This is a genomic window from Neorhizobium sp. PAMB6630 (assembly GCF_058242775.1).
The window spans coordinates 3,486,721-3,510,870 of record NZ_CM177836.1 but is presented as its reverse complement, the minus strand read 5'-3'; the positions used below and the strand labels follow the sequence as shown (position 1 = coordinate 3,510,870).

Below are 24,150 nucleotides of genomic sequence, written 5' to 3'. Positions count from 1 at the left end.
GGCTTGCTTCAGCAATAGACCCAGCGGCGCTTCGGCCCCACATCGACATGGATGATGCCGTTGCAATAACGACCGATGCCGCCGATGCCCGGTGCCGTCGCCGCAGCTGCTATGACAGTGCGGTCGGACACACCCGGCACGCGGATATCGGCGGCCAGACAATGGCTGTGCTGAGACTTGCCGGACCGCGGCCGGTGGCCGGAGGTAACCACCGGTTTGTGTCCCGTCTCCACCGCGATATGGGCAAGGATGGCTTCCAGCTTTTCCGGAAAACATTCGGTTTTGACGCTCACCCGCTGCACCGTATAGGCGGCGCTATAGTCGTGCTTGAACAGGTTGGCGCGGCGCTTTTTCACAGTTTCGGTGTCCGCAGCCATGGCGGACGAAATGGTCATGATGCTGGCCAGCGCGACGCAGAACAATGTGCGCATGATGTCTCCGTCAGTTCGATGCCCATGAGGATGAGCTGAATTTCAACTGGCGGAGCATTTCGTTTCATAAAGTGACGTCAGTAAGGACAAAAATGCTCAAATTCTAGATATTGCTGCCTTTGATCCTAATTTCCGTTAACCATTTCGCAGACCATCGCTTTTTTCGGCTCATCGATGCCGCTTTGAAAACGTCAGCGTCTGATGACGCATCATGTGGCAGATCGTAGGTTGTGGATGACGCATTAATGTCGCAAAAATGCCTGCATATTGTCGAATGTGCTGACGCTCCACTTGTTTTGCGATCAAGATTCGCATTTGTACGGTGCCCTGTACCCAGGAAATTGGGGGGAAGGAAAAGAAAAATGGCATTCATGAAATCCAGGTTGGCGACCACAATTCTCGTCGGATCGCTTCTGTTCGGCGCAAGCAATGCGCTGGCCGAGGCGGTTCTTCATCGCGGCAACAGCGGCGAGCCGCAGACGCTCGATTACGCCCATATCTCCATCAATATCGAAAGCTTCGTGGTCAAGGACCTGTTCGAAGGCCTGACGATTTATGATGCCAAGGGCGAGATCGTGCCGGGTGCCGCTGAAAGCTGGACCATGTCCGACGATGGCACTGTCTATACGTTCAAGCTGCGCGACAATGCCAAATGGTCTGACGGCTCTGACGTGACGGCAGAGGATTTCGTGTTCTCCATGCGCCGCGTCGAAGACCCGAAGACGGCAGCCGGTTATGCCAATATTCTCTACCCGATCAAGAATGCGCAGAAGGTCAACAAGGGCGAAGTGCCCGTGGAGCAGCTCGGCGTAAAGGCCGTGGATGCAAAGACCGTTGAAATCACGCTCGAGCGCCCGACGCCGTTCTTCCTGCAGCTTCTGGCGCACCAGACCGCGCTGCCGATCAACAAGGCCAATTTCGAAAAGTTCGGCGATCAGTTCGTCAAGCCGGGCAACATGGTGTCCAACGGCGCCTTCAAGCTTGAGAGCCACGTGCCGAACGATACGCTGACGGTGGTGAAGAACGGCCAGTATTGGGATGCCGCCAACGTCAAGCTGGACAAGGTGATCTTCTACCCGATCGATGACGATGCCGCATCCGTGCGCCGTTTCGAGGCCAAGGAGATGGACCTCGTCTATAATTTCTCCGCCGACCAAATCAAGCGCCTGCGCGAAAGCTATGGCGATCAGGTGCATGTCAGCCCGACGCTTGCCACCTATTATTACACATTCGACACCCGCGAGGCGCCCTATAGCGACGTGCGGGTGCGCAATGCGCTCTCCATGGCCGTGGACCGCGACTTCCTGGCAAACGAGATCTATTCCGGCGCGCAGTTGCCGGCCTATCACCTCGTACCGCCGGGCATGGAAGGTTATGGCGAGGGTGCCGTGCCGGATTGGGCGTCGCTCTCGCAGATCGACCGCGAGGACAAGGCCGTCGAACTGATGAAGGAAGCGGGATACGGTGAGGGCGAAAAGCCGCTCAACATCGAGATCCGCTACAACACCAACGCCAACCACGAGCGCGTTGCAACGGCTGTTGCCGACATGTGGAAGAACACGTTTGGCGCCAATGTCTCGCTGGTCAACCTCGATGTGGCCTCGCACTACGCCTACCTGCAGGAAGGCGGCAAGTTCAACGTGGCGCGCGCCGGCTGGACGGCCGATTATGCCGATCCGGAAAACTTCCTGACCCTGAATGTCGGCTCCAACGTCACCTTCAACTACGCCAAGTACAAGAACGACGAGTTCGATGCGCTGATGCAGCAGTCGAACGAGGAGCGGGATGTGGCAAAGCGCATGGAAATCCTGAAGAAGGCGGAAGCCATCCTCAGCCGTGACCAGCCGATTGCACCGTTCATGAACTCAGCCGACCTGTGGCTGGTATCGTCGCGCATTTCCGGCTGGACCGACAATGCCGTCAACGAGCATCTGTCCAAGTATTTGAGCGTCTCCGAATAACTCTTGAGGGAGAATGACGCGCGGCAACCTGGAAGGGTCGTCGCGCGTCATGCTTTTGACCCATGATCAGCTTTGTCTTTCGCCGGCTGATGAGCGCCATTCCCACGGTGTTTGTCGTCGTGACGATCTCGTTTTTCCTGATGCGCTTTGCGCCCGGCGGTCCGTTTAACCTGGAACGTCCGCTGCCGCCCCAGACCATGGCCAACCTGATGGCGACCTACCATCTGGACCAGCCGATCTGGCGGCAATATCTCACCTATATCGGCAATGCCCTGACCGGCGATTTCGGCCCGAGCTTCATCTACAAGGACAATACCGTTGCCGAGTTGATCGGCAAGGCGTTGCCCTATTCGATGCAGCTGGGTTCCATGGCCATTCTGATCGCGCTGGTCGGCGGCGTGTTGCTCGGCACGATTGCTGCCCTTCGCCAGAACAGCGTGCTCGATTTCGGCCTGATGGCGTTTGCAACCGTTGGCGTGACGGTGCCCAATTTCGTCGTTGGCCCGGTTCTGACGCTGGTGTTTGCCGTCCTTCTCTCCTGGCTGCCGGCCGGTGGATGGGGTGATGGCTCGGCGCAATATCTCATTCTGCCGATGATCGCGCTGGCGCTGCCGCAGTTGGCGGTTTTTGCGCGCCTTACCCGTGGCGCGATGATCGAGGCGCTGCATACCGATCATATCCGCACGGCCCGCGCCTATGGCCTGCCGTCGCGGGTTGTCGTCGTCACCCATGCGCTGCGCGGGGCGATGTTGCCGGTCGTCTCCTATCTGGCGCCATGTGCGGCAGCGCTGCTCACCGGTTCGGCCGTGGTGGAAAGCATTTTCACTATCCCGGGCGTCGGTCGCTATTTCGTGCTGGGGGCGCTGAACCGCGATTATCCGCTGGTGATGGGCACCGTCATCCTCGTCGCGATCTTTGTGATCCTCTTTAATCTCCTGGTCGATATCGCCTATGGCCTGCTCGACCCGAGGGTTCGCCATGACTGACATGACCACTATTTCCGCGACAGCTCCCGAAATGAAAGGGCGAAGCCTTGGCCAACTCGCCTGGATGCGCTTTCGTCGCAACACGGCGGCCATGGTCTCCTGCCTCGTGCTGCTGCTGATCGGCCTTTTTTCCTTTGCCGGCCCGCTCTTCGTGCCGCATGCCTATGACCAGGTGTTTGCCTCCTACGTCACGATCCCGCCGAGCCTTTCGCCCCGGCCGGACCCGAAGACGCTGGAAGATGTCGCCTCGTCGGCGGCAAGGCGCGCCCGCCTGACGCTCGAAAGCTTCGAGATCGAAAAGGGTGTGTTTACCGCCAAAGTCACCTCCTCAAGCCCCATCGATCCGCGCTCGGTGCGATATTTCGACCGGGTGAACGAGTTCAAGTCGACGGAGGTCAAGGAAACCGCCCCCGACCAGCTCTCCATGGTGCTCTCAGGCACGGTGGACCAGAAATATTTCTTCTTCGGCACCGACAGCAACGGCCGTGACCTGATGGTGCGTGTCATGCTCGGTGGGCAGATTTCCATTGCCGTCGGACTTGCCGCCTCGCTCGTCTCACTCGGCATCGGCGTCGTCTACGGCGCAACGTCGGGTTATCTCGGTGGGCGCATCGACAATGTGATGATGCGCTTTGTGGAAATCCTCTATTCGCTGCCCTTCGTGTTTCTCGTCGTGGTGCTGGTGGTGTTCTTCGGCCGCTCGGTCATCTTGATCTTTGCCGTCATTGGTGCGGTGCAATGGCTGGAAATGGCCCGTATCGTGCGCGGCCAGACACTGTCGCTGAAACGCCGCGAATTCGTCGGCGCGGCGCAGGCGCTGGGTCTGTCCGACTGGCAGATCATCCGCCGCCACATTATCCCCAACACCATCGGGCCGGTCATCGTGTTTGTGACCGTGGTGGTGCCGCAGGTGATCCTGACGGAAAGTTTCCTGTCCTTCCTCGGTCTTGGTGTTCAGGCGCCGCTCGCCAGCTGGGGAACGCTGATCTCGGAAGGGGCCAAGAACATGCAGAACGCGCCCTGGCTTCTGATCTTCCCGTCGATCTTCTTCGTCATCACGCTGTTTTCGCTGAATTTCGTCGGCGACGGCCTGCGCGACGCGCTCGATCCGAAGGACCGTTGAGCATGGATACCACTAAGACCAACGACACCGTGCTGACAGTTGCCAACCTGAAGGTAGATTTCACCACGCCTGACGGAGATGTGAATGCGGTGAAGGGCACCGGCTTTTCGGTGAAGAAGGGCGAAACGCTCGCCATCGTCGGCGAATCCGGTTCAGGCAAGAGCCAGACCATGATGGCGATCATGGGCCTTCTCGCCGCCAATGGCCGCGTTTCCGGCTCGGCGCGGTATGGCGAGACGGAACTGGTCGGCGCAAGCCTTTCGACGCTCAATAGCGTGCGCGGCTCCAAGATCACCATGATCTTCCAGGAGCCGATGACCTCGCTCGATCCGCTCTACACGATTGGGAAGCAGATTGCCGAACCGCTCATCCACCATCGCGGCATGGGCAAGCGTGAGGCCCGTGCCCGCGTGCTGGAACTGTTGAAACTCGTCGGCATCCCTGACCCCGAGCGGCGCATCGACAGCTATCCGCATGAAATGTCCGGCGGTCAGCGTCAGCGCGTAATGATCGCGATGGCTTTGGCGAACGAGCCGGACCTGCTGATCGCCGACGAGCCGACGACGGCGCTCGATGTGACCATCCAGGCGCAGATCCTCGAACTTCTCGCCGACCTGCAGAAGCGCTTCGGCATGGCCATCGTGCTGATCACCCATGATCTCGGCGTGGTGAAGCATGTCGCCGACCGCGTCGTGGTGATGCGGCGCGGCGAGATTGTCGAACAGGGCACACGCGAAGAGATTTTTGGCAATGCCCAGCATGACTATACCAAGATGCTGCTTGCCTCCGAGCCCGCCGGCGTGAAGCCCGCGCCGCCAGCAGAGGCTCCCGTCATTCTGGAAGGCCGCAATGTCGTTGTTGATTTCGATATCGGCGGCGGTTTCCTGTTCAAGGGCAGCCAGACGTTTCGCGCCGTGGACAATGTGACGGTGCGGCTGCGGCAGGGGCAGACCATCGGCATCGTCGGCGAATCGGGTTCGGGAAAATCGACGCTCGGCCGCGCGCTCCTGCGGCTGCTCGAATCGGACGGGCGTTATCGTTTCGAGACGACCGATGTCTCGAGCCTTGATCGCAAACAGATGCGGCCCTACCGGCGCCAGCTGCAGCTGGTGTTCCAGGACCCTTACGGCTCGCTGTCGCCGCGCCAGACGGTGGGAGAGATCATCACCGAAGGGCTTTATGTCCACGAGCCGGCGCTGTCCAAGGCCGACCGGGACAAGCGGGCCATCGAGGCGCTGAACGAGGTCGGGCTTGATCCGGCTGCGCGCAACCGTTATCCGCACGAGTTTTCCGGCGGGCAGCGCCAGCGCATCGCCATTGCCCGGTCGATGATCCTCAAGCCCAAGGTGGTCATCCTCGACGAACCGACGTCGGCGCTTGACCGTTCGGTGCAGCGCCAGGTGATTGATCTCCTGCGCGACCTGCAGTCGAAGCACGATCTCTCCTATGTCTTCATCAGCCACGATCTGTCGGTGGTGCGCGCCATGTCCGACCATGTGGTTGTGATGAAGAACGGCCGCATCGTGGAGGAGGGGCCGACGGAAGAGATTTTCGACAGTCCCGCCGAGGATTATACCAAGGCGCTGATTGCCGCCGCCTTCACGCATTAAGCGAAGTCATGATACGCCCGGTTCTGCCGGGCGTAACTGTTTTGAAGGAGAGGACATATGCCGAGTCTGTTTCTCGTGACCCTTGTTGTCGATGACTATGACCGCGCGAAAGATTTTTATTGTGGGGTACTCGGCTTCGAACCCGTGTTCGACACGCCCCTGCCGGAAGAGGGCAAGCGCTGGGTGGTCATCAAGCCGAAGGGCGGCGAGGGTGCCTCGCTGCTTTTGGCCCGCGCCGATGGCGAGGTCGAACAGGCAGCGATTGGAAACCAGACAGCTGGCCGCGTAAGCTTCTTCCTCTCAACGGATGATTTTGCCCGTGACCATTCAGCCTTCATGTCGAAGGGTGTGCGGTTCATCGAAGAGCCGCGGTATGAGCCTTACGGCACGGTTGCGGTGTTTTCCGATCTCTACGGCAATCTTTGGGACCTGATCCAGCACAACACCGATGCAGCCACTTGATCGCAAGGCCCAAGCCGTGCTTCAAGCGCGCCGTTAGCACCATGGCCCTCAGGGGCGCGGGCGGAAAGATCTTCACCCTTTCCGATGACGCGTTTTCCCGAAAGCCTGTGGCCCTCCACCAGCCTGAATGAGGACGATATGAATACTTTCCAGCCGCTTGTTTTCTCCGGCGTCCAGCCGACCGGCAATCTCCATCTCGGCAATTATCTCGGCGCGATCCGCAAGTTCGTCGCGCTGCAGGAAAACAATGATTGCATCTATTGCGTCGTCGATCTGCACGCGATCACCGCCCAGCTTGTGCATGAGGACCTGCGCGGCCAGATCCGCTCGATTGCGGCCGCCTTCATCGCTTCGGGTATCGACCCGAAGAAACATATCGTCTTCAACCAGTCGGCCGTGCCGCAGCATGCGGAACTGGCCTGGATCTTCAATTGCGTTGCCCGCATCGGCTGGATGAACCGTATGACGCAGTTCAAGGACAAGGCCGGCAAGGACCGCGAAAACGCCTCGCTCGGTCTGCTTGCCTATCCGAGCCTGATGGCGGCTGACATTCTGGTCTACCGCGCCACCCATGTGCCTGTTGGTGACGACCAGAAGCAGCATCTGGAACTGGCCCGCGATATCGCGCAAAAATTCAACATCGACTTTCAGGAGAAAATCCGCGCCACCGGCACGGGTGTCGACATGGTGGTGGGCGAAGAGCCGATCCACGGCTATTTCCCGTTGGTCGAGCCGCTGATTGATGGCCCTGCGCCGCGCGTCATGAGCCTGCGCGATGGCACCAAGAAGATGTCGAAGTCCGATCCGTCGGACCTGTCGCGCATCAACCTGATGGACGATGCCGACGAGATCCTGAAGAAGATCCGCAAGGCCAAGACCGATCCGGAAGGCCTGCCGTCTGAGCTGGAAGGCCTGAAAGGTCGTCCGGAAGCGGAAAACCTGGTGGGCATTTATGCGGCGCTGTCGGACAAGACCAAGGAACAGGTGATTTCCGAATTCGGCGGTCAGCAGTTTTCGGTGTTCAAGCCGGCGCTTGCTGATCTTGCCGTGCATGTTCTGTCGCCGATCACCGGCGAAATGCGCCGCCTGATGGACGATACCAGCCATATCGACGCCATCCTGCGCGATGGTGGCGAACGCGCCGGTGCGCGCGCCGAAAAGGTGATGAACGAGGTGTTCGACATCGTCGGCTTCCTGCGCTGATCGCTTTTGGCGCGTGATTGGATGACCCGCCGCCCCTCATGGGACGGCGGGTTTTCATTTTCACCGATTGGTATAAGTTCTCAAACGCGATACATCCGGTCGAGATGAGGGGGAGCGTCCATGGTTTCAAAGCGTCTTTCACGGCTCGAGGGGCATCGCCGCAAATTTCTGGCGGTCATCGACGGCACGCCGGAATGCGAACGCGCCGTGCATTATGCCGGGCGTCGCGCCAAGAATTCCAACGGCGGGCTGATCCTGCTGTTCGTCATTCCCGAGGGTGATTTCCAGCAATGGCTGGGCGTCGAACAGATCATGCGCGCTGAAGCGCGCGAGGAAGCCGAAGCCGTGATGGCAAAGGCTGCCCAGCGCGTGCGCGAAACCATCGGCATCGATCCGGAAGTGGTGATCCGCGAGGGAAGCGCCTCTGACGAGATCAACGCGGTGATCGAAGAAGACCGCGATATTGCCATTCTGGTGCTGGCCGCAGGCTCCTCTTCCAAGGAAGGGCCGGGGCCGCTGGTGACCTCGCTTGCGGCGCGCGGCGCGGCCTTTCCAATCCCGGTCACAGTTCTCCCGGATACGCTGACCAATGACGAGATCGATGCGCTCTGCTGACGGGGTCTTGATTGCAGCGTGCCAAATACGCACTTGAATAAAAACATGAACCCGATTATCTTCTTTTGAAGAGTTCTAAACTGGCGCTGCCACGGCTGCCAAGGAGATCCCCAGATGTTCATCCAGACCGAATCCACGCCGAACCCGGCAACCTTGAAGTTTCTGCCCGGCAAGGTGGTGATGGAAAAGGGCACGGCGGATTTTCGTAATGCCGATGAAGCCGAGGCCTCGCCTCTGGCCGCCCGCCTGTTTACCATCAATGGCGTCACGGCCGTCTATTTCGGCTATGATTTCGTCACGGTGACGAAGGAATCCCAGGAATGGCAGCACCTGAAGCCGGCCATTCTCGGCTCCATCATGGAACATTTCATGTCCGGCCAGCCGGTCATGGGCGGTTCTGCCAGCATGGCGGAAGCAACCGACGAGGAAGGTGAGTTCTTCGAGGACGGCGACGAAACGATTGTTGCCACCATCAAGGAACTTTTGGAAACCCGTGTGCGCCCGGCCGTGGCCCAGGATGGCGGCGATATCACCTTCAAGGGGTTCCGCGATGGCACGGTTTATCTCAACATGAAGGGTGCGTGCTCCGGCTGCCCGTCTTCGACGGCAACGCTGAAGCATGGCGTGCAGAACCTGCTCAAGCATTTCGTGCCGGAAGTGCAGTCGGTCGAGGCGCTCTGATCCTTCATGATGCTACTCGCCATCGATACGGCCGGGGTGGATTGTTCCGCCGCGGTCTATGACGCTTCGCAGGAAAAGATCCTGGCATCCGTGACGGAACGCATCGGCAAGGGCCATGCGGAACGGCTGATGGCGATCATTGATGACGTGCTGGAAACGGCAGACGTTACGCTGTCGGATATCACCCGTATTGCCGTCACCATCGGGCCGGGTTCGTTTACCGGCATTCGCGTCGGCGTGGCCGCCGCCCGTGGTTTTGCGCTTTCCCTGTCGGCCGATGCGGTTGGCGTGACAACGCTTTCCGTGATGGCGCGGGCCTCTCTGGCGCAGGATGCCACCCGTCCGGTCATCGCCGCGATGGATGCCAAGCGCGACGAGATCTATGCGCAGGTTTTTGGAGCTGACGGTGTTGCCCTGACTGAGGCTGCCGCCATTTCGCTTGAGGATCTACGCCATCTCGCGCAAATCCATGGTGCAGCCGTTACCGGCACTGCCGCAGCGCTTCTGGCGGGCGAGGTTGCTGCCGGTGAGCCGGATCGCTTCGACATTGCCATGGTCGCCCGCATCGGTGCGGAAGCTGAAGCCGATGCGGCGCGGCCGAAACCGCTTTACCTTCGCGGACCGGATGCTAAACCGCAGGACGGATTTGCTCTTTCCCGCGCCTGACGATTCTCGATGTTTGACGATTACCTGACCTGGAAGCCCTTTTTCGATATCGTGCCGATGCAGGACAGCGATTGCCGCCCTGCCTCCGAACTGCATGGCCAGCGTTTTTCGCGCCAGTGGAGCGAGGAAGAAATGTTGGCACTGCTGGCTCAGGACGGCGTGTTCGGTTTCTCCGCACTGCAATCCAACGCTTTTTTCAGCCGTCCGCTTGGCGGTTTCGTGCTGTCGCGCGAGGTGGCGGGCGAGGCGGAAATTTTGACGATTGCCGTCGGTGAAAAACTGGGCCGCACCGGCCTTGGTTGGCGCCTGATGCAGGCAGCACTGCGGGAAGCGGAGGTTCGCGGCGCCGAAACCATGTTTCTGGAGGTCGCGGAAAACAATGTCGCAGCCGTCGGGCTTTACCAGCGTCTGGGCTTTTTAGAGGTGGCGCGACGCCCGGCTTACTACACCGGCACGGACGGCACGCGGACCGCAGCGCTTGTCATGCGGCGCGATCTTCGCTAGTCCGGTAAAGATCCAATTCTGCGACGCAAGGCCCTGACGACATGACAGACCTTTCCAAATCCCTGGAGGAGCTGTGCGCCGAGCGTGGCATGCGCATGACCGATCAGCGCCGCGTGATTGCGCGCATCCTGCAGGACAGTGACGACCATCCTGACGTGGAGGAACTCTACCGCCGCGCCACCAAGGTTGATTCGCGCATTTCGATTTCCACGGTCTATCGCACGGTCAAACTGTTCGAGGATGCCGGCATCATCGAGAAGCACGATTTTCGCGATGGCCGCTCGCGTTATGAAACCGTGCCGGAAGAACATCACGACCACATGATCGATGTGAAGACCGGCGAAGTGGTGGAATTCCGCTCCGCCGAGATCGAGGCGCTGCAGGAGCGCATTGCCCGCGAGCACGGCTTCCGTCTCGTCGGCCACCGGCTGGAGCTGTACGGCATCCCGCTCGACAAGGACGATCCGTGATCAACTGGCTACGGATCGGGCTGGTCTTCCTGCTCCTCTCGGTGCTGACGCTTGTGCTTTTGCCGGTGCAGCTTCTGTCCCTGAAATTCGACTGGACGTTGCGCCGCCGCCTGCCGCGCTTCTGGCACCGGGCTGCCTGTTATCTGCTCGGCATCCGCATTCGCCAGCATGGGCGTATTGAAAGCCGCCGACCGCTGATGCTGGCCGCCAACCATGCCTCCTGGAAGGACATTCTCGTGCTCGGCGCGATTGCCGATGTCGTCTTTGTCGCCAAGGCCGAGGTGGCGGATTGGCCAGTGTTCGGCTGGCTCGCCAAGCTGCAGAAATCCGTTTTCGTGGTGCGCGAGCAGAAGCGAAAGGCCGGCGAGCAGGTGAACGAGATTGCCGCTCGCCTTGCCGCATCTGAAATCATCGTGCTGTTTCCCGAAGGCACGACATCGGATGGCAACCGGCTGATGGAGGTTAAATCCTCGCTGTTCGGCGCAGCCTCTGCGGCCGTCTCATCCGCACCCGATGGTGTCGTTTATGTGCAGCCGGTGTCGATTGCCTATACCGGCATTTATGGCATGCCGATGGGCCGCTACCACCGCCCGATTGCCGCATGGCCCGGCGATGTCGAGCTTGTGCCGCATCTGATGGGCGTCTTGAAGGCGGAAGCCATGGAAGTGGACGTGGATTTCGGCGAGGTGGTGGAGTTTCGCGCCGAGACCAGTCGCAAGGTGGCGGGTGCTACCGTGGTGGACCGGTTGCGCGCCATGCTGCGTGACAGGCTTTATCCGCGCAGCCGTTAAGCACGAAGCCCTTCTAATTCAGGCCGTCTTGCAGTAAAGAGGCGGCCATGACCGACCTTACAGCCACCCTTCCAGCCGCCACGCCCTCCGGCGGCGACATCGCCATCCCGCAGGCAAGCCCTGTGGGCAATTCGCGAAAAGTGTTCATCAAGACCTACGGGTGTCAGATGAACGTTTATGATTCCATGCGCATGGGCGATGCGCTGGCAAGCGAAGGTTATGTGACCACCGAGACGGTGGAGGATGCCGATCTCGTTCTTTTGAACACCTGCCACATTCGCGAAAAGGCCGCCGACAAGGTCTATTCGGCGCTTGGCCGGCTGCGCGACATGAAAAAAGAGCGCAACGCCAACGGCCGCGAGATGATGATCGGCGTTGCCGGCTGCGTCGCGCAGGCGGAAGGCGAGGAAATCCTGCGTCGTGCGCCAGCCGTCGATGTGGTGATCGGCCCGCAGACCTATCACCGGCTGCCGCAGGCGCTGAAACGCGCCCGCGCCGGCGAGCGCGTGATTGAGACCGATTATGCCGTCGAAGACAAGTTCGAGCACCTGCCAGCCGCCGAACGCTCCGCCATCCGCTCGCGCGGCGTGACCGCCTTTTTGACGGTGCAGGAAGGTTGCGACAAGTTCTGCACGTTCTGCGTTGTGCCCTATACGCGCGGCTCGGAAGTGTCGCGCCCGCTCTCCCAGATCCTCGACGAGGCAAAACGTCTGGTCGATGCGGGCGTGCGCGAGGTGACACTGCTTGGCCAGAACGTCAATGCCTGGCATGGTGCCGGTCCCTCCGGCGATGCCTGGAGCCTTGGCGATCTTCTCTATCGACTGGCCGAAATTCCGGGGCTTGCGCGGCTTCGTTATACAACGAGCCATCCGCGCGACATGGATGACCGGCTGATCGAGGCGCATCGCAACCTGCGCACGCTGATGCCCTATCTGCATCTGCCGGTGCAGGCGGGTTCCGACCGCATCCTGAAGGCGATGAACCGGCGCCATACGGCGGCCGATTATCTGCGCCTCATCGAGCGTATCCGCACGGCCCGCCCCGATATTGCGCTGTCAGGTGATTTCATCGTCGGCTTTCCCGGCGAAACGGATGCGGATTTCGAGGATACGCTGCGCCTTGTGGAAACCGTCGAATACGCGCAGGCCTTCTCGTTCAAATATTCGACGCGACCGGGAACTCCGGGCGCCGATCTCGGTTCTCAGGTCGATGATGCTGTCAAGGCTGAGCGGCTGGAACGGCTGCAGGCGCTTCTCCTGAAGCAGCAGCATGCGTTCGCTGAAACCTGCGTCGGCAAGACCATCGATCTGCTGCTTGAAAAGCCGGGCCGGATGCCCGACCAGCTGATCGGTCGCTCGCCTTGGCTGCAGTCTGTGAATGTTGATGCAAAAACATCGCAAATCGGTGACATTATCCAGGTACGAATCACAGGCACGGGACCAAACAGCTTGTTTGCCGAGAGGATCGAGCGTTAAATGGTTCAAAGCCAGATATAGGAGCCTTGCTACTTGAACAGACAGGAATTGGTTTCTTCACCCTCGCGCAACACCCGCACCGCCGCGATCGATGCCAATCACTTCGTCTTGACGTTCGAGAACAACAGGCTGGCCAGCGAACTTTTCGGACAATTTGACCAGAACCTGAAGCTCCTCGAGGCGCGTCTGAACATCGACGCGCGGGCGCGCGGCAATTCGGTCAGCATTTCCGGCGAGCTTTCCGCCACCAATCAGGCGCGGCGCGCGCTCGATTTCCTTTATGAACGCCTGCAGAAGGGCGCCTCTGTCGAAACCTCGGACGTGGAAGGTGCAATCCGCATGGCAGTTGCCGCAGACGACCAGTTGATCCTGCCGACGCTCGAGCGCAAGGCCAAGCTGTCGATGGCGCAGATCTCCACCCGCAAGAAGACGGTGGCGGCCCGCACCCCGACGCAGGATGCCTATATGCGAGCGCTGGAACGCTCCGAACTGGTGTTTGGCGTCGGCCCTGCCGGTACTGGCAAGACGTATCTGGCCGTTGCCCATGCCGCCCAGCTGTTGGAACGCGGTGCCGTCGACAAGATCATCCTGTCGCGCCCGGCCGTTGAAGCTGGCGAACGCCTCGGCTTTTTGCCCGGCGACATGAAGGAAAAAGTCGATCCGTATCTGCGCCCGCTTTATGACGCGCTCTATGACATGATCCCCGGCGACAAGGTGGAGCGGGCGATCACCGCCGGCGTCATCGAAATCGCACCGCTCGCCTTCATGCGCGGGCGCACGCTTGCCAATGCCGCCGTCATCCTCGACGAGGCGCAGAACACCACATCCATGCAGATGAAGATGTTTCTGACGCGTCTGGGCGAAAATGCCCGCATGATTGTGACCGGTGACCCGAGCCAGGTGGATCTGCCGCGCGGGGTAAAATCCGGTCTGGTGGAAGCGCTTCAGCTGCTGAGCGCCGTCGAGGGCATTTCCGTCGTGCGCTTCAAGGATACCGACATCGTGCGCCATCCGCTGGTTGGCCGCATCGTTCAGGCCTATGACGCGCAATATGCGGTTCATGAGGAAAGCGAGCACGAGAGCCGCTAAGGCGGCCTTTAATCCCATGCCAGAGCTAGACATACAGATCAGCGTCGAAGACGAACGCTGGCCCGACGAGGACGCGCTGGCCACCATGGCCGAACGGGTGATCCATGCGGCCGCCGATTATCTGGCGGTTCATGAAAAGCAGCCGTTCCAGCCGCATCCGGCAGAACTGTCGCTGGTTTTTACCGATGATGCGGCGATCCGCGAGATCAATGCCGAGTGGCGTGACCAGGACAAGCCCACCAATGTCTTGTCCTTCCCTGCCTTCCCGGTGACGCCGGGCAAGATGCCGGGGCCGATGCTCGGCGATATCGTCATCGCGCGCGAGACTTTGGAGCGCGAGGCGGTTGATCTGGAAAAGTCTTTCGACGATCATCTGACGCATCTGATGGTCCACGGTTTCCTGCATCTTTTCGGCTACGACCACATGGACGTGGACGAGGCGGAAAAAATGGAAGCGCTGGAGACTCGTATTTTGGCCACCCTTGGCCTATCTGATCCCTATGCGGGACAGGATCCGCTGGTATAACACTGGAACCATGAACGAGATTTCGACTCAGGCCGCGCGCGGCGGCACCGAATCCGAGCAGTCCTCCTCCGAAGAGGGTGGCAGTCCGTTACGACGCGAACACCACGGCCGCTCGCACAGCACTTTCTGGGCGCGGGCGATCCGACTGCTCCGGCCTTCGCAAGGGGAGCGCCTTCGCGAGGATCTCGCCGACGCCCTGATGACCGACACCTCCGTCAGCAGCGCCTTTTCGCCGGAAGAGCGGGCGATGCTGCACAATATCCTGCGTTTCCGCGAGGTGCGCGTCGAGGATATCATGGTACCCCGTGCCGATATCGAAGCCGTCGACATGACCATGACGCTCGGTGACCTGATGATCCATTTCGAGGAAACCGGCCGCTCGCGCATGCCCATCTATTGCGACACGCTGGATGATCCGCGCGGCTTTGTCCACATTCGCGACCTTCTGTCCTATCTGGCCAAGCAGGCGCGCAACAAGCGCCGCAGCGCACCGCAAAAGGCGGTGCAGATGGATGCAGCCTCCGGTGCCGTGCTGAAGGAAAAGACCGTGCGCACGCCGCGCCCCGCCTTCGATCTCGGTCGCGTCGACCTGATGAAGACGGTGTCTGAAGCCGGCCTCATCCGCCAGATCCTCTTCGTTCCGCCCTCGATGCTCGCCTCCGACCTGTTGCAGAGCATGCAGGCGGCGCGCACGCAGATGGCGCTCGTCATCGATGAATATGGCGGTACGGACGGTCTCGTCAGCCACGAGGACATCGTGGAAATGGTCATCGGCGATGTCGAGGACGAACATGACGATGACGAGGCCATGTTCTCGCGCACCAGCGAGGACGTGTTCATTGCCGATGCCCGCGTCGAACTGGAAGACATTGCCGAAGCCATCGGCCCGGATTTCGACGTGCGCGACCAGTTGGAAGACGTGGATACGCTGGGCGGCCTGATCTTTTCGGCGCTCGGGCGCATTCCCGTGCGCGGCGAACTGGTGCAGGCCGTGCCGGGCTTCGAGTTCCAGATTCTAGACGCCGATCCGCGCCGCATCAAGCGGGTGCGCATCATGCGCAAGCGCCATGTGGTCACGCGCCGGCGCCAGTTGAAGGGCGACGGTCCCGCACATGAGGCTGCGCCCGCATCCACCGAAGTGCCGATGGAGATGGCCCAGACATCGCAGGCGCCGGACCCGCAGCAGGATGAAGACGGACGGCGTGAGATCTGATTTCCGGCAGCGACTGGGGTGCATCACGCCAAACGGCCTGCGCCGGCGGCCGGAATTTTGCGGATCGGCCGTGCGGTTTTGGCACCAATCCCATGCGGAAGGTTCGCATTGACTATTGACGCTTGCGTCTTCCGGAAATCGATTCCGGTTTGCGGGCCGATGCTGTAGGCGTGTTCATGAGTAAAACGCATTTTACGCGGGATGAAATGTAGCTTCGGGCGCCGGCATGCGGTTTCCCTTGCTGCCCGAGAGATCGGAAAGGATGTCCATGGAGCGTCTCGCCGGCAAGGTCATGCTTCTGTGGGGTTGGCGTCGCGCGGGGCTTGCCGTGGCCGCCGGCGCGATTGCAGCCCTTTCCATGCCCCCCGTTTCGTTTGTCGCCTCGCTGTTTGTATCCTTCACGCTGCTTGTCTGGCTGATGGATGGCACGGCAACTGCTCCGGAGGCCGGGCGTCTCGGCCGGTTTCGCGCCGCGTTTTCCCTCGGCTGGCTGTTCGGATTTGGCTATTTCGTCGCTGGCCTCTGGTGGCTCGGCAACGCGCTGCTGGTCGATGCGGATGAATTTGCCTGGGCGCTGCCGCTCGCCATTTTCGGTCTGCCGGCCGTGCTCGCCGTATTTTACGGGCTTGCAACGCTGATCGCCAGCCTTCTCTGGTCGGACGGGTTCGGGCGGTTGGCAGCGCTTGCGGTCGGCTTTGCGCTGGCCGAATGGTTGCGCAGCTTCCTGTTCACCGGCTTTCCGTGGAACGCGATCGGTTACGGTGTCATGCCGGTGCCGATCATGATGCAGTCGGCACAGGCGATCGGGATCTTTGGCGTGACGCTGCTCGCTGTCTTCGTGGTGGGGGCGCCCGCCCTGTTTGGCACGCGCAAGGGGGCGGCAGGCGGGCTTGGCATTGCCGCGGTGCTGATCGCCGCCCATTTCGGCTACGGCGCCTACCGCATGAACTTCGTTGCCGCGACACCATCGGGCGAGCCGCCCGTTTCGGTGCGCATCGTCCAGCCGGTGATCGATCAGGCGCGCAAGATGGACAATGCCGACCGTCGGGCGGTGTTCGAGGAGCACCTGGCACTCTCGGCACTGCCGCCGAAAGATGGCGCAAGGCGGCCGGATATCATCGTCTGGCCGGAAACCTCCGTGCCGTTCATCCTGACAGAGAACCCCGGTGCGCTCACCCGCATTGCCGAGACGCTGCAAGATGGGCAGGTGCTGATAACAGGGGTGGTGCGGGCTGAAGAAGCCTCGCCTGGCGATACGACGCGCTATTACAATTCCATCTACGCCATCGACAGCCAGGGGCAGATCATCGCTGCCTCAGACAAGGTGCACCTGACGCCATTCGGCGAGTACCTGCCGTTCCAGAGCTTTTGGGACCTGCTCGGCGTGGGCAATATTGTGGAAATGCCGGGGGGCTTTACCGCCGGTGCCAGCCGGTCGTTGATCACGCTGCCGAGTGGCCGGTCCTTTTATCCGCTGATCTGCTATGAGGCGATCTTCCCCGCAGAAATCGGCGCAGACGTCAGCCGTGCATCCGCCCTTTTGAACATCACCAACGATGCCTGGTTCGGCAATACGCCGGGCCCCTACCAGCACTTCCTGCAGGCGAGGTTACGGGCGGTCGAATCAGGACTGCCACTGATTCGCGGAGCAAATACCGGCATTTCCGCAATCATAAATGCGAAAGGCGTCGTCGAAAATGCACTTGACTTCGATCAAAAGGGTGTGATCGACTCCACTTTGAGTAGCGTTATCGTCCCGACCTGGAACAACTATACGCGAGAAACGCACTTCTGGTTGTTGATCGCAGTTATGGCGCTGATTGCGGTAGTTTCGCGCATGGGTTTAAAAAATGGCCTCAATTGACCAGAAACCCCTAAAATTGCATAGTGCTGCGGCCTTTCGTTGAATCGTATGTTTCCGTGTATCGCCTGGGCAGCGATTGTATGAGCGAAAGCATATGTTTGCACGTAATGCGAGTTATGGGGACTGAAGAGCAACCTAGGACATTCACGATGATTGAAAACAAAAAGAAGCCGAACCCGATCGACATCCACGTCGGGAGCCGCATCCGGCTTCGCCGCACCATGTTGGGCATGAGCCAGGAAAAGCTCGGCGAAAGCCTCGGCATCACGTTCCAGCAGATCCAGAAGTACGAGAAGGGCACCAACCGCGTCGGCGCCAGCCGGCTGCAGAACATTTCCAGCATTCTGAATGTTCCGGTATCGTTTTTCTTCGAAGATGCTCCCGGCGACCATGCGACCGGCCCATCCGGCATGGCCGAGGCATCCAGCTCCAATTACGTCGTTGACTTCCTGTCCTCCTCCGAAGGGCTGCAGCTCAACCGCGCTTTCGTGAAGATTTCCGACCCCAAGGTACGCCGCAAGCTGGTTGATCTGGTCAAGGCGCTCGCCGCCGAGGCGGACGTCGAATAACGGTTGAAACCGCATATCCCCCGAAAAGCGGCCGCATTGGCCGCTTTTTTTATGAAAATCACGAGGAAGGCCGCCGGCATAAACCTTTCGTTGTCGTATAAAGATATATTTATGTGGTTCTGTCCTTGTTTTTGAATGGCGAACTGACTACGACATTCAGCGGTTTGTTCTTGAGGGGAATCCCAGCATGCGCGCCAATTATCTGTTCACCAGCGAATCCGTTGCCGAAGGTCATCCCGACAAGGTATGCGATCGCATTTCCGATGAAATCGTCGATCTGGTCTATCGCGAAGCCGCCAAGACCGGTGTCGATCCCTGGACGGTTCGCATCGCCTGCGAAACGCTTGCCACCACCAATCGCGTGGTGATTGCCGGCGAAGTTCGTCTGCCGCCGAGCCTCATGAAGACCGACAAGAACGGCAACGAGGTGATCAACCCCGCCAAGTTCAAGACGGCGGCACGCCGCGCCATCAAGGATATCGGCTATGAGCAGGACGGCTTCCACTGGAAGACCGCCAAGATCGATGTGCTCCTGCACTCGCAGTCTGCCCATATCGCGCAGGGCGTCGATAACGCCGCCGACCAGCAGGGCAATGAAGGCGCCGGCGACCAGGGCATCATGTTCGGTTACGCCTGCAACGAGACGCCGGACCTGATGCCGGCGCCGATCTATTATTCGCACCGCATTCTCCAGCTCTTGTCCACTGCCCGCAAGACGGGCGAGGGCGATGTCGGCAAGCTTGGCCCCGACGCCAAGAGCCAGGTGACGGTGCGTTATGTCGATGGCAAGCCCTACGAGGCCGCCTCCATCGTTCTGTCCACCCAGCATCTCGATGAAAGCTGGGACAGCAAGAAGGTTCGTGAGGTTGTGGAGCCTTACATCCGCGAAGCGCTGGGCGACCTGAAGATTGCCGAGGATTGCGCCTGGTACATCAACCCGACCGGCAAGTTCGTCATTGGCGGCCCGGATGGCGATGCGGGCCTCACCGGCCGCAAGATCATCGTGGATACCTATGGTGGGGCAGCCCCCCATGGCGGCGGTGCGTTTTCCGGCAAGGACACGACCAAGGTCGACCGTTCGGCCGCCTATGCGGCGCGTTATCTCGCCAAGAACGTCGTAGCCGCCGGTTTGGCCGAAAAATGCACGATCCAGATCTCCTATGCCATCGGCATTGCACAGCCGCTGTCGATCTATGTTGACCTGCATGGCACCGGCAAGGTAACCGAAGATCAGGTCGAGGCGGCAATCCGCAAGGTGATGGACCTGTCACCCTCCGGCATCCGCCGTCATCTCGATCTCAACAAGCCAATCTATGCCAAGACCTCTTCCTACGGTCACTTCGGCCGCAAGGCCGGTCGCGACGGGTCCTTCTCCTGGGAGAAGCTCGATCTCGTCAAGCCGCTGAAGGAAGCCTTGAAGAACTAAGGACGTCAGACTGATGGAATCCGAGCGCCGTTCGCGAGCCACCGAGGCCTTTTTCGGGCGGCGCAAGGGAAAACCATTGCGGGAACGCCAGGCCGACATGATGGCCTCGCTCCTGCCGGAACTGAAAGTGGATCTGGCGCAGCCCGCGCCGGATCTCATCTCCGCGCTGTTTCCCCTGCCGGTCAAATCCATCCGTCTTGAAATCGGTTTTGGCGGAGGGGAGCATCTCGTCCATCGCGCCGTGGAAAACCCCGATATCGGGTTTATCGGCGTCGAGCCCTTCGTCAATTCCATGGCAAAGCTTCTGGCGCGCGTCGAAGAACTGGGCCTGAAAAATATCCGGGTCTATGAGGATGATGCAACGGCGCTGCTGGACTGGCTGCCGGAAGCCTCGATCGATCATATCGACCTGCTTTATCCCGATCCATGGCCGAAGAAAAAACACTGGAAGCGGCGCTTCGTATCCGCCGTCAATCTCGCCCGCTTCCACCGCGTGCTGAAGCCCGGCGGCGTGTTCTGCTTTGCCTCCGACATCGACACCTATGTCAACTGGACGCTTGGCCATTGCGCCGCCCATGGCGGGTTTGAATGGACAGCCGAGGAACCTGCGGACTGGCTGACGCCTTATGCCAACTGGCCGAGCACGCGTTATGAGGCAAAGGCCCGCCGAGAAGGCCGATCATCCGCCTATCTGACATTCCACCGTATCTGATCTATTTTTTGTCTTTTCGCACGCTGGTCGCCCTTTGTCAGTGCGCCGCCTGCGTTTGCGCCCGCAATCGGCGCAAAAGAACCGTCAGTGCAGACTGACGGTCTTCAAATCGTCTTCGGCAGCCTTGAAGAAGGTGCTGGAGCGGTTGTCGGTGAGCAGGATCGGCGTGCCATCGGCACCAAACAGGGCCCAGAGATCCAGCGTCGGATCGATCTGCGGCGCCTCGGGAAAACAACGGGAAACGTCTTCGGAGCGGATCTTGCGGATATAGCCGACTTCACCGGAGCCAAGATGGGCAAGCTCGGATTCCGTCAGGCGGGCGGTTGCGTGTTTGAGGAGCATTTGAGCCTCCGTCTCGAAATGTCTGGCATTTCTGCCACGACGCTACTTTGAGACGGAAATGTTAATTTTTCGCACCATGCGTTCCGGCTCGGGACGAATGAGATCGACACTGAGCAGACCATTGGTGAGGCGTGCGCCCGAAACCTGCATGCCATCGGCGAGCACGAACATGCGTTGGAACTGTCGCGCGGCAATGCCGCGATAGAGATAGTCGCGCTCGCCCGTTTCGCTTTGACGCCCGCGAATCAGCAACTGGTTTTCCTCGACGCTGACATCCAGATCGTCTTGCGAAAAGCCTGCGACCGCCAGCGTGATGCGCAGCCGCTCCGGTTCTCCGGCCCCGTCGGGCGCCATGCGCTCGATGTTATAGGGAGGATAACCGTCATTCGCCTTGGCAAGGCGTTCCAGGGTCTTTTCCGTGGTATCGAAGCCCAGCAGAAGCGGGCTGGTGAACGGCGTCATTCGGCTCATTGTCCAGTCCTTGAGATCAAGCGACTTTTTCGCACCCGCAAAGGCATGCGTTTTTCAGAGCCCAATATGGGAAGTGCCGAGGGCAAGCGCAAGCCGCGCCGGCCCTTGTGGGCGGCGCGGCGATGTCTTCTTCAGACCTTGGCATCCACCTCGCCGAAAAGGGGAATAGCCGGCTGCGCGCCGGGTTTCAGGCAGGCGAGCGAACCGGCAACGGCGGCACGCCGAAGAGCCGCCTCGAAACCAAGTCCCTGGTCGAGGCTGGCGGCGAGATAACCGCAGAATGTATCGCCGGCGCCCACCGTATCGACCGGCTCGATGACGAGGCCCTTGGCCCGCAGCACCTCGCCCTTATGCAGGGCTACCACGCCATCGCCGCCCAGTGTCACCACCAGCGTCTGCGCCGTCTTCCCATGCAGCGCGCGCATCTCTGTGAGCCGGCTTTCGTCATCGAGATCGCTTTTCCCGATCAGCAGTTCGAACTCGGTTTCGTTGGCAACGACGATGGTGGCAAGGCGCGCCAGCCGGATGGCGTCAGGCGTCAGTGGCGCGGTGTTGAAGAGGGTGCGGATGGCGCGCTCTTTTGCGTCCATCATGGCTTTTTCCACCGCGTCGGCCGGAATTTCCATCTGCAGCATCAGGATGTCATTTTCGCCCATGCCGGCAACGGCGGCCGTGCCATCCTCAGCTTGGAGCGTGCCATTGGCGCCGGGCACAACGGCAATCATGTTTTCCCCATCGCCGCCGACGAGAATGAGCGCCGTGCCGGTTGGGCCTGCCACGTGTTGCACGGTGGAGAGGTCGGTGCCGGCCTCCTTCAGGAGGGCAAGAGCGGGAGTTGCAAACTCGTCCTGACCCACAGCTGCCACCATCCGCACGGCACTTCCAGCGCGCGCAGCGGCCAGTGCCTGATTGGCGCCCTTGCCGCCCGCCGCGGTTGCAAAGCTGGTGCCGGCAACCGTTTCCCCTGGCGCGGGAAGACGCGCCGTGGTGGCGATGAGGTCCATGTTGACGGAGCCGAAGACGGTGATCATGAAAGGCGGCCTGCTGTTTTGTGTTGCGCAAAAGATGTGCGCCGGACACTGCCCGACGAGATCAATCCTCGTCAACCACCCTCAGCTTCAACAGACCGGTGCGGCTTTCGACGCCGCGCTCTTTTGTTGGTGTTTCTTTGGATGGCAGCGCGCCGGGCGGCGGTTCCAGATCGAGCGAACTGATCCGCACACCGCGCCGCGTCAGCTTGTCGGAAGAGGTGAGGATCTGTTCGACATCCTTCTGGGCGGCGAAAAAATGTCCTTGCAGCTTTCGCGTTCGCTCATCCAGCCGCAGAAGATCTTCCATCAGAAGCGCCACTTCGCCCTGGATGAGATGCGCCTGTTCGCGCATGCGCTGGTCTTTCAGCACCGCCTGGATGACCTGGATGGAGAGCATCAGCAACGATGGCGAGACGATGACGAGGCGGGCGCGCTGCGCCTTCTGCACCACGGCTTCGAAATGCTCGTGGATCTCGGCAAAGATCGATTCGGAGGGCACGAAGAGGAACGCGGTATCCTGCGTTTCGCCGGCGATCAGATATTTTTCCGAGATATCGCGGATATGGGTTTCGAGATCGCGACGAAACTGGGCAGCCGCCTGCTTGCGTGCCTCCGGCAGGGCGGCATCGCGAAAGGCATGCCAGGCTTCCAGCGGAAATTTTGCATCGATGACGAGCGGCGCTGCGCCGTTCGGCATGGCAATGGTGCAATCCGGGCGCATGCCATTGGAAAGCGTCGGCTGGAAGGAGAAAGCGCCGGGCGGCAGGGCATCGGCAACGATCGCCTCCATACGGCCCTGGCCGAAGGCGCCGCGCGTCTGCTTGTTGGACAAGATTGCCTGAAGGCCAACCACGTCCTTGGCCAGCGTCTGGATATTGTTCTGCGCCGCATCGATCACCGCCAGCCGTTCCTGCAGCTTGCGCAGATTGTCATGGGTGGATTTCGTCTGTTCGGCAATCGTCGAGCCCAGCCGGTGCGTCATGCCGTCAAGCCGCTGATTGATGCCGCGGTTCAACTCCGCCTGCCGGCTCGCCAGCGCCTCGGCCATGGCGGAGACGCGCCCCTGCATCTCCATTTGCGCGCGCATCAGATCGGCAAACCGCTCCTCCGCCTGCTCTTCGCCGCGCCGGGACGTGCGGCGCAAAACGAGCACCAGCAGGAGCGAAAGGACAAGACCTGCGACAACGACAAGGCCGCCCGTTCCCTGAAGCGCGAGGAGGATCTGATCAAAAAGCGCGAAATTCTGGTTCTGCATGGCGCGAGACTAGCGGAGAACCACGCTTTCCGGAAGATCAAAACATGAACATCCTGCATTTCCCTGCGGATTCCGGTGGTTTGGCCTGTTTCATCGGCCTAAAAGATGGGTTATGGGGATTTCATGACGATCAAGCCCCTCATCATCCTTCCCGACCCTCTCCTGCGTCAGGTTTCGCAGCCCATCGAGCGTGTGGACGCCGCGGTGCTGAAGCTCGCCGACGACATGCTGGAGACCATGTACGAAGCCCCAGGCATCGGCCTTGCCGGCATCCAGATCGGCGTGGCCCGCCGCATTCTGGTGATCGATCTTTCGCGCGAGGGCGAAGAGAAGACTCCGCTCGTCATCATCAACCCGGAGATCGTCAAATCCTCGGATGATGTGTCGGTCTACGAGGAAGGCTGCCTGTCTATCCCCGATTATTATGCGGAAGTGGAGCGCCCGGCCGCGGTTATCGTCAGCCATGTCGGACGTGACGGCAAGGAACATCTGCTTGAAGCCGACGGTCTGCTCGCCACCTGCCTGCAGCACGAGATCGACCACCTGAACGGCGTGCTGTTCATCGACCATATTTCCCGGCTGAAGCGCGAGATGGTGATCAAGAAGTTCACCAAGGCTGCCAAGGGCAAGGCCGTTTGACGGGCTCTTGAAGCGTTCTCCTTAAAAAGCGTGAT

Annotated in this window: 26 protein-coding genes; 21 read left to right on the top strand and 5 right to left on the bottom strand. The window is 60.4% G+C overall.

Annotation, left to right across the window (positions count from 1 at the left end; genetic code table 11):
* Positions 1–8 precede the first annotated feature (8 nt).
* Positions 9–431 (bottom strand): YcbK family protein, encoded by a 423-nt coding sequence (locus AC4CWF_RS16740; RefSeq protein WP_491282756.1) that lies wholly within the window; start codon positions 429–431, stop codon positions 9–11.
* A gap of 362 nt (positions 432–793) precedes the next feature.
* Between AC4CWF_RS16740 and AC4CWF_RS16735 the strand changes: the two genes are divergently transcribed.
* The 20 genes from AC4CWF_RS16735 to trmB all read left to right on the top strand — a co-directional run bounded on the left by AC4CWF_RS16735 (position 794) and on the right by trmB (position 20,377).
* Positions 794–2,392, top strand: a complete 1,599-nt coding sequence (locus AC4CWF_RS16735; RefSeq protein WP_491282755.1) for a peptide ABC transporter substrate-binding protein — start codon at positions 794–796, stop codon at positions 2,390–2,392.
* 62 nt (positions 2,393–2,454) lie between these two features.
* Complete coding sequence (oppB, locus tag AC4CWF_RS16730; protein WP_491282754.1) at positions 2,455–3,378, top strand: oligopeptide ABC transporter permease OppB; 924 nt, start codon at positions 2,455–2,457, stop codon at positions 3,376–3,378.
* Positions 3,371–4,501, top strand: coding sequence for an ABC transporter permease (locus AC4CWF_RS16725; RefSeq protein ID WP_491282753.1), 1,131 nt, complete (start codon positions 3,371–3,373; stop codon positions 4,499–4,501). Before oppB ends, AC4CWF_RS16725 begins: the two co-directional genes overlap by 8 nt.
* Before the next feature lie 2 nt (positions 4,502–4,503).
* Positions 4,504–6,111 (top strand): ABC transporter ATP-binding protein, encoded by a 1,608-nt coding sequence (locus AC4CWF_RS16720; protein ID WP_491282752.1) that lies wholly within the window; start codon positions 4,504–4,506, stop codon positions 6,109–6,111.
* 57 nt (positions 6,112–6,168) lie between these two features.
* The gene (locus AC4CWF_RS16715) at positions 6,169–6,573 is read left to right on the top strand and encodes a VOC family protein (RefSeq protein WP_491282751.1); all 405 of its coding nucleotides are present in this window, start codon (positions 6,169–6,171) and stop codon (positions 6,571–6,573) included.
* Positions 6,574–6,711: 138 nt separating this feature from the next.
* Entirely contained in the window at positions 6,712–7,776 is a 1,065-nt protein-coding gene (trpS, locus tag AC4CWF_RS16710) for a tryptophan--tRNA ligase (protein ID WP_491282750.1), read from the top strand.
* A gap of 120 nt (positions 7,777–7,896) precedes the next feature.
* Positions 7,897–8,391 (top strand): universal stress protein, encoded by a 495-nt coding sequence (locus AC4CWF_RS16705; protein ID WP_491282749.1) that lies wholly within the window; start codon positions 7,897–7,899, stop codon positions 8,389–8,391.
* A gap of 114 nt (positions 8,392–8,505) precedes the next feature.
* The gene (locus AC4CWF_RS16700; protein ID WP_491282748.1) at positions 8,506–9,072 is read left to right on the top strand and encodes a NifU family protein; all 567 of its coding nucleotides are present in this window, start codon (positions 8,506–8,508) and stop codon (positions 9,070–9,072) included.
* Positions 9,073–9,078: 6 nt separating this feature from the next.
* Complete coding sequence (tsaB, locus tag AC4CWF_RS16695; RefSeq protein WP_491282747.1) at positions 9,079–9,738, top strand: tRNA (adenosine(37)-N6)-threonylcarbamoyltransferase complex dimerization subunit type 1 TsaB; 660 nt, start codon at positions 9,079–9,081, stop codon at positions 9,736–9,738.
* A gap of 9 nt (positions 9,739–9,747) precedes the next feature.
* A complete protein-coding gene (locus AC4CWF_RS16690; RefSeq protein ID WP_491282746.1) occupies positions 9,748–10,242 on the top strand; it encodes a GNAT family N-acetyltransferase in 495 nt (164 codons plus the stop codon).
* Between the two features lie 41 nt (positions 10,243–10,283).
* Complete coding sequence (locus AC4CWF_RS16685) at positions 10,284–10,712, top strand: Fur family transcriptional regulator (protein WP_210103724.1); 429 nt, start codon at positions 10,284–10,286, stop codon at positions 10,710–10,712.
* On the top strand, positions 10,709–11,503 hold the full coding sequence (olsA, locus tag AC4CWF_RS16680) for a lyso-ornithine lipid O-acyltransferase (RefSeq protein WP_491282745.1): 795 nt from the start codon (positions 10,709–10,711) through the stop codon (positions 11,501–11,503). The genes AC4CWF_RS16685 and olsA overlap by 4 nt, the downstream gene beginning before the upstream one ends.
* A 47-nt stretch (positions 11,504–11,550) precedes the next feature.
* The gene (miaB, locus tag AC4CWF_RS16675; RefSeq protein WP_491282744.1) at positions 11,551–12,978 is read left to right on the top strand and encodes a tRNA (N6-isopentenyl adenosine(37)-C2)-methylthiotransferase MiaB; all 1,428 of its coding nucleotides are present in this window, start codon (positions 11,551–11,553) and stop codon (positions 12,976–12,978) included.
* A 33-nt stretch (positions 12,979–13,011) separates the two neighbouring features.
* Complete coding sequence (locus tag AC4CWF_RS16670; RefSeq protein WP_491282743.1) at positions 13,012–14,067, top strand: PhoH family protein; 1,056 nt, start codon at positions 13,012–13,014, stop codon at positions 14,065–14,067.
* A 16-nt stretch (positions 14,068–14,083) separates the two neighbouring features.
* Positions 14,084–14,593: an rRNA maturation RNase YbeY gene (gene ybeY / locus AC4CWF_RS16665; protein ID WP_491282742.1), complete on the top strand. Its 510-nt coding sequence runs from the start codon at positions 14,084–14,086 to the stop codon at positions 14,591–14,593.
* Positions 14,594–14,603: 10 nt separating this feature from the next.
* Positions 14,604–15,806, top strand: coding sequence for a hemolysin family protein (locus tag AC4CWF_RS16660; RefSeq protein WP_491282741.1), 1,203 nt, complete (start codon positions 14,604–14,606; stop codon positions 15,804–15,806).
* Between the two features lie 268 nt (positions 15,807–16,074).
* Entirely contained in the window at positions 16,075–17,670 is a 1,596-nt protein-coding gene (gene lnt / locus AC4CWF_RS16655; protein WP_491282740.1) for an apolipoprotein N-acyltransferase, read from the top strand.
* Positions 17,671–17,819: 149 nt separating this feature from the next.
* Entirely contained in the window at positions 17,820–18,239 is a 420-nt protein-coding gene (locus AC4CWF_RS16650) for a helix-turn-helix domain-containing protein (RefSeq protein ID WP_210103717.1), read from the top strand.
* Between the two features lie 187 nt (positions 18,240–18,426).
* On the top strand, positions 18,427–19,665 hold the full coding sequence (gene metK, locus AC4CWF_RS16645) for a methionine adenosyltransferase (protein ID WP_491282739.1): 1,239 nt from the start codon (positions 18,427–18,429) through the stop codon (positions 19,663–19,665).
* A gap of 13 nt (positions 19,666–19,678) precedes the next feature.
* A complete protein-coding gene (gene trmB / locus AC4CWF_RS16640; RefSeq protein ID WP_491282738.1) occupies positions 19,679–20,377 on the top strand; it encodes a tRNA (guanosine(46)-N7)-methyltransferase TrmB in 699 nt (232 codons plus the stop codon).
* Between the two features lie 84 nt (positions 20,378–20,461).
* Here trmB and AC4CWF_RS16635 read toward each other — a convergent pair whose 3' ends face one another.
* The 4 genes from AC4CWF_RS16635 to AC4CWF_RS16620 all read right to left on the bottom strand — a co-directional run bounded on the left by AC4CWF_RS16635 (position 20,462) and on the right by AC4CWF_RS16620 (position 23,476).
* Positions 20,462–20,719: a BQ00720 family protein gene (locus AC4CWF_RS16635; RefSeq protein WP_491282737.1), complete on the bottom strand. Its 258-nt coding sequence runs from the start codon at positions 20,717–20,719 to the stop codon at positions 20,462–20,464.
* Positions 20,720–20,761: 42 nt separating this feature from the next.
* Positions 20,762–21,190, bottom strand: coding sequence for an Hsp20 family protein (locus tag AC4CWF_RS16630; RefSeq protein ID WP_491282736.1), 429 nt, complete (start codon positions 21,188–21,190; stop codon positions 20,762–20,764).
* Positions 21,191–21,321: 131 nt separating this feature from the next.
* Entirely contained in the window at positions 21,322–22,221 is a 900-nt protein-coding gene (locus AC4CWF_RS16625) for a ribokinase (protein ID WP_491282735.1), read from the bottom strand.
* Between the two features lie 61 nt (positions 22,222–22,282).
* Entirely contained in the window at positions 22,283–23,476 is a 1,194-nt protein-coding gene (locus tag AC4CWF_RS16620; protein ID WP_491282734.1) for a DNA recombination protein RmuC, read from the bottom strand.
* Positions 23,477–23,599: 123 nt separating this feature from the next.
* Between AC4CWF_RS16620 and def the strand changes: the two genes are divergently transcribed.
* The gene (gene def, locus AC4CWF_RS16615) at positions 23,600–24,115 is read left to right on the top strand and encodes a peptide deformylase (protein WP_491282733.1); all 516 of its coding nucleotides are present in this window, start codon (positions 23,600–23,602) and stop codon (positions 24,113–24,115) included.
* The last annotated feature ends 35 nt before the right edge of the window (positions 24,116–24,150 follow it).

Excerpts from the sequence above, each read along its gene's own strand:
- AC4CWF_RS16650 (WP_210103717.1), top strand. The coding sequence starts at position 17,820 with ATGATTGAAAACAAAAAGAAGCCGAACCCGATCGACATCCACGTCGGG.
- trmB (WP_491282738.1), top strand. The coding sequence starts at position 19,679 with ATGGAATCCGAGCGCCGTTCGCGAGCCACCGAGGCCTTTTTCGGGCGG.
- AC4CWF_RS16690 (WP_491282746.1), top strand. The coding sequence starts at position 9,748 with ATGTTTGACGATTACCTGACCTGGAAGCCCTTTTTCGATATCGTGCCG.
- metK (WP_491282739.1), top strand. The coding sequence starts at position 18,427 with ATGCGCGCCAATTATCTGTTCACCAGCGAATCCGTTGCCGAAGGTCAT.
- AC4CWF_RS16735 (WP_491282755.1), top strand. The coding sequence starts at position 794 with ATGGCATTCATGAAATCCAGGTTGGCGACCACAATTCTCGTCGGATCG.
- AC4CWF_RS16700 (WP_491282748.1), top strand. The coding sequence starts at position 8,506 with ATGTTCATCCAGACCGAATCCACGCCGAACCCGGCAACCTTGAAGTTT.
- AC4CWF_RS16620 (WP_491282734.1), bottom strand. The coding sequence starts at position 23,476 with ATGCAGAACCAGAATTTCGCGCTTTTTGATCAGATCCTCCTCGCGCTT.
- lnt (WP_491282740.1), top strand. The coding sequence starts at position 16,075 with ATGGAGCGTCTCGCCGGCAAGGTCATGCTTCTGTGGGGTTGGCGTCGC.
- AC4CWF_RS16720 (WP_491282752.1), top strand. The coding sequence starts at position 4,504 with ATGGATACCACTAAGACCAACGACACCGTGCTGACAGTTGCCAACCTG.
- oppB (WP_491282754.1), top strand. The coding sequence starts at position 2,455 with ATGATCAGCTTTGTCTTTCGCCGGCTGATGAGCGCCATTCCCACGGTG.
- def (WP_491282733.1), top strand. The coding sequence starts at position 23,600 with ATGACGATCAAGCCCCTCATCATCCTTCCCGACCCTCTCCTGCGTCAG.
- AC4CWF_RS16725 (WP_491282753.1), top strand. The coding sequence starts at position 3,371 with ATGACTGACATGACCACTATTTCCGCGACAGCTCCCGAAATGAAAGGG.
- AC4CWF_RS16660 (WP_491282741.1), top strand. The coding sequence starts at position 14,604 with ATGAACGAGATTTCGACTCAGGCCGCGCGCGGCGGCACCGAATCCGAG.
- AC4CWF_RS16715 (WP_491282751.1), top strand. The coding sequence starts at position 6,169 with ATGCCGAGTCTGTTTCTCGTGACCCTTGTTGTCGATGACTATGACCGC.
- miaB (WP_491282744.1), top strand. The coding sequence starts at position 11,551 with ATGACCGACCTTACAGCCACCCTTCCAGCCGCCACGCCCTCCGGCGGC.
- AC4CWF_RS16685 (WP_210103724.1), top strand. The coding sequence starts at position 10,284 with ATGACAGACCTTTCCAAATCCCTGGAGGAGCTGTGCGCCGAGCGTGGC.
- ybeY (WP_491282742.1), top strand. The coding sequence starts at position 14,084 with ATGCCAGAGCTAGACATACAGATCAGCGTCGAAGACGAACGCTGGCCC.
- tsaB (WP_491282747.1), top strand. The coding sequence starts at position 9,079 with ATGATGCTACTCGCCATCGATACGGCCGGGGTGGATTGTTCCGCCGCG.
- AC4CWF_RS16705 (WP_491282749.1), top strand. The coding sequence starts at position 7,897 with ATGGTTTCAAAGCGTCTTTCACGGCTCGAGGGGCATCGCCGCAAATTT.
- trpS (WP_491282750.1), top strand. The coding sequence starts at position 6,712 with ATGAATACTTTCCAGCCGCTTGTTTTCTCCGGCGTCCAGCCGACCGGC.
- AC4CWF_RS16630 (WP_491282736.1), bottom strand. The coding sequence starts at position 21,190 with ATGAGCCGAATGACGCCGTTCACCAGCCCGCTTCTGCTGGGCTTCGAT.
- AC4CWF_RS16635 (WP_491282737.1), bottom strand. The coding sequence starts at position 20,719 with ATGCTCCTCAAACACGCAACCGCCCGCCTGACGGAATCCGAGCTTGCC.
- AC4CWF_RS16625 (WP_491282735.1), bottom strand. The coding sequence starts at position 22,221 with ATGATCACCGTCTTCGGCTCCGTCAACATGGACCTCATCGCCACCACG.
- AC4CWF_RS16740 (WP_491282756.1), bottom strand. The coding sequence starts at position 431 with ATGCGCACATTGTTCTGCGTCGCGCTGGCCAGCATCATGACCATTTCG.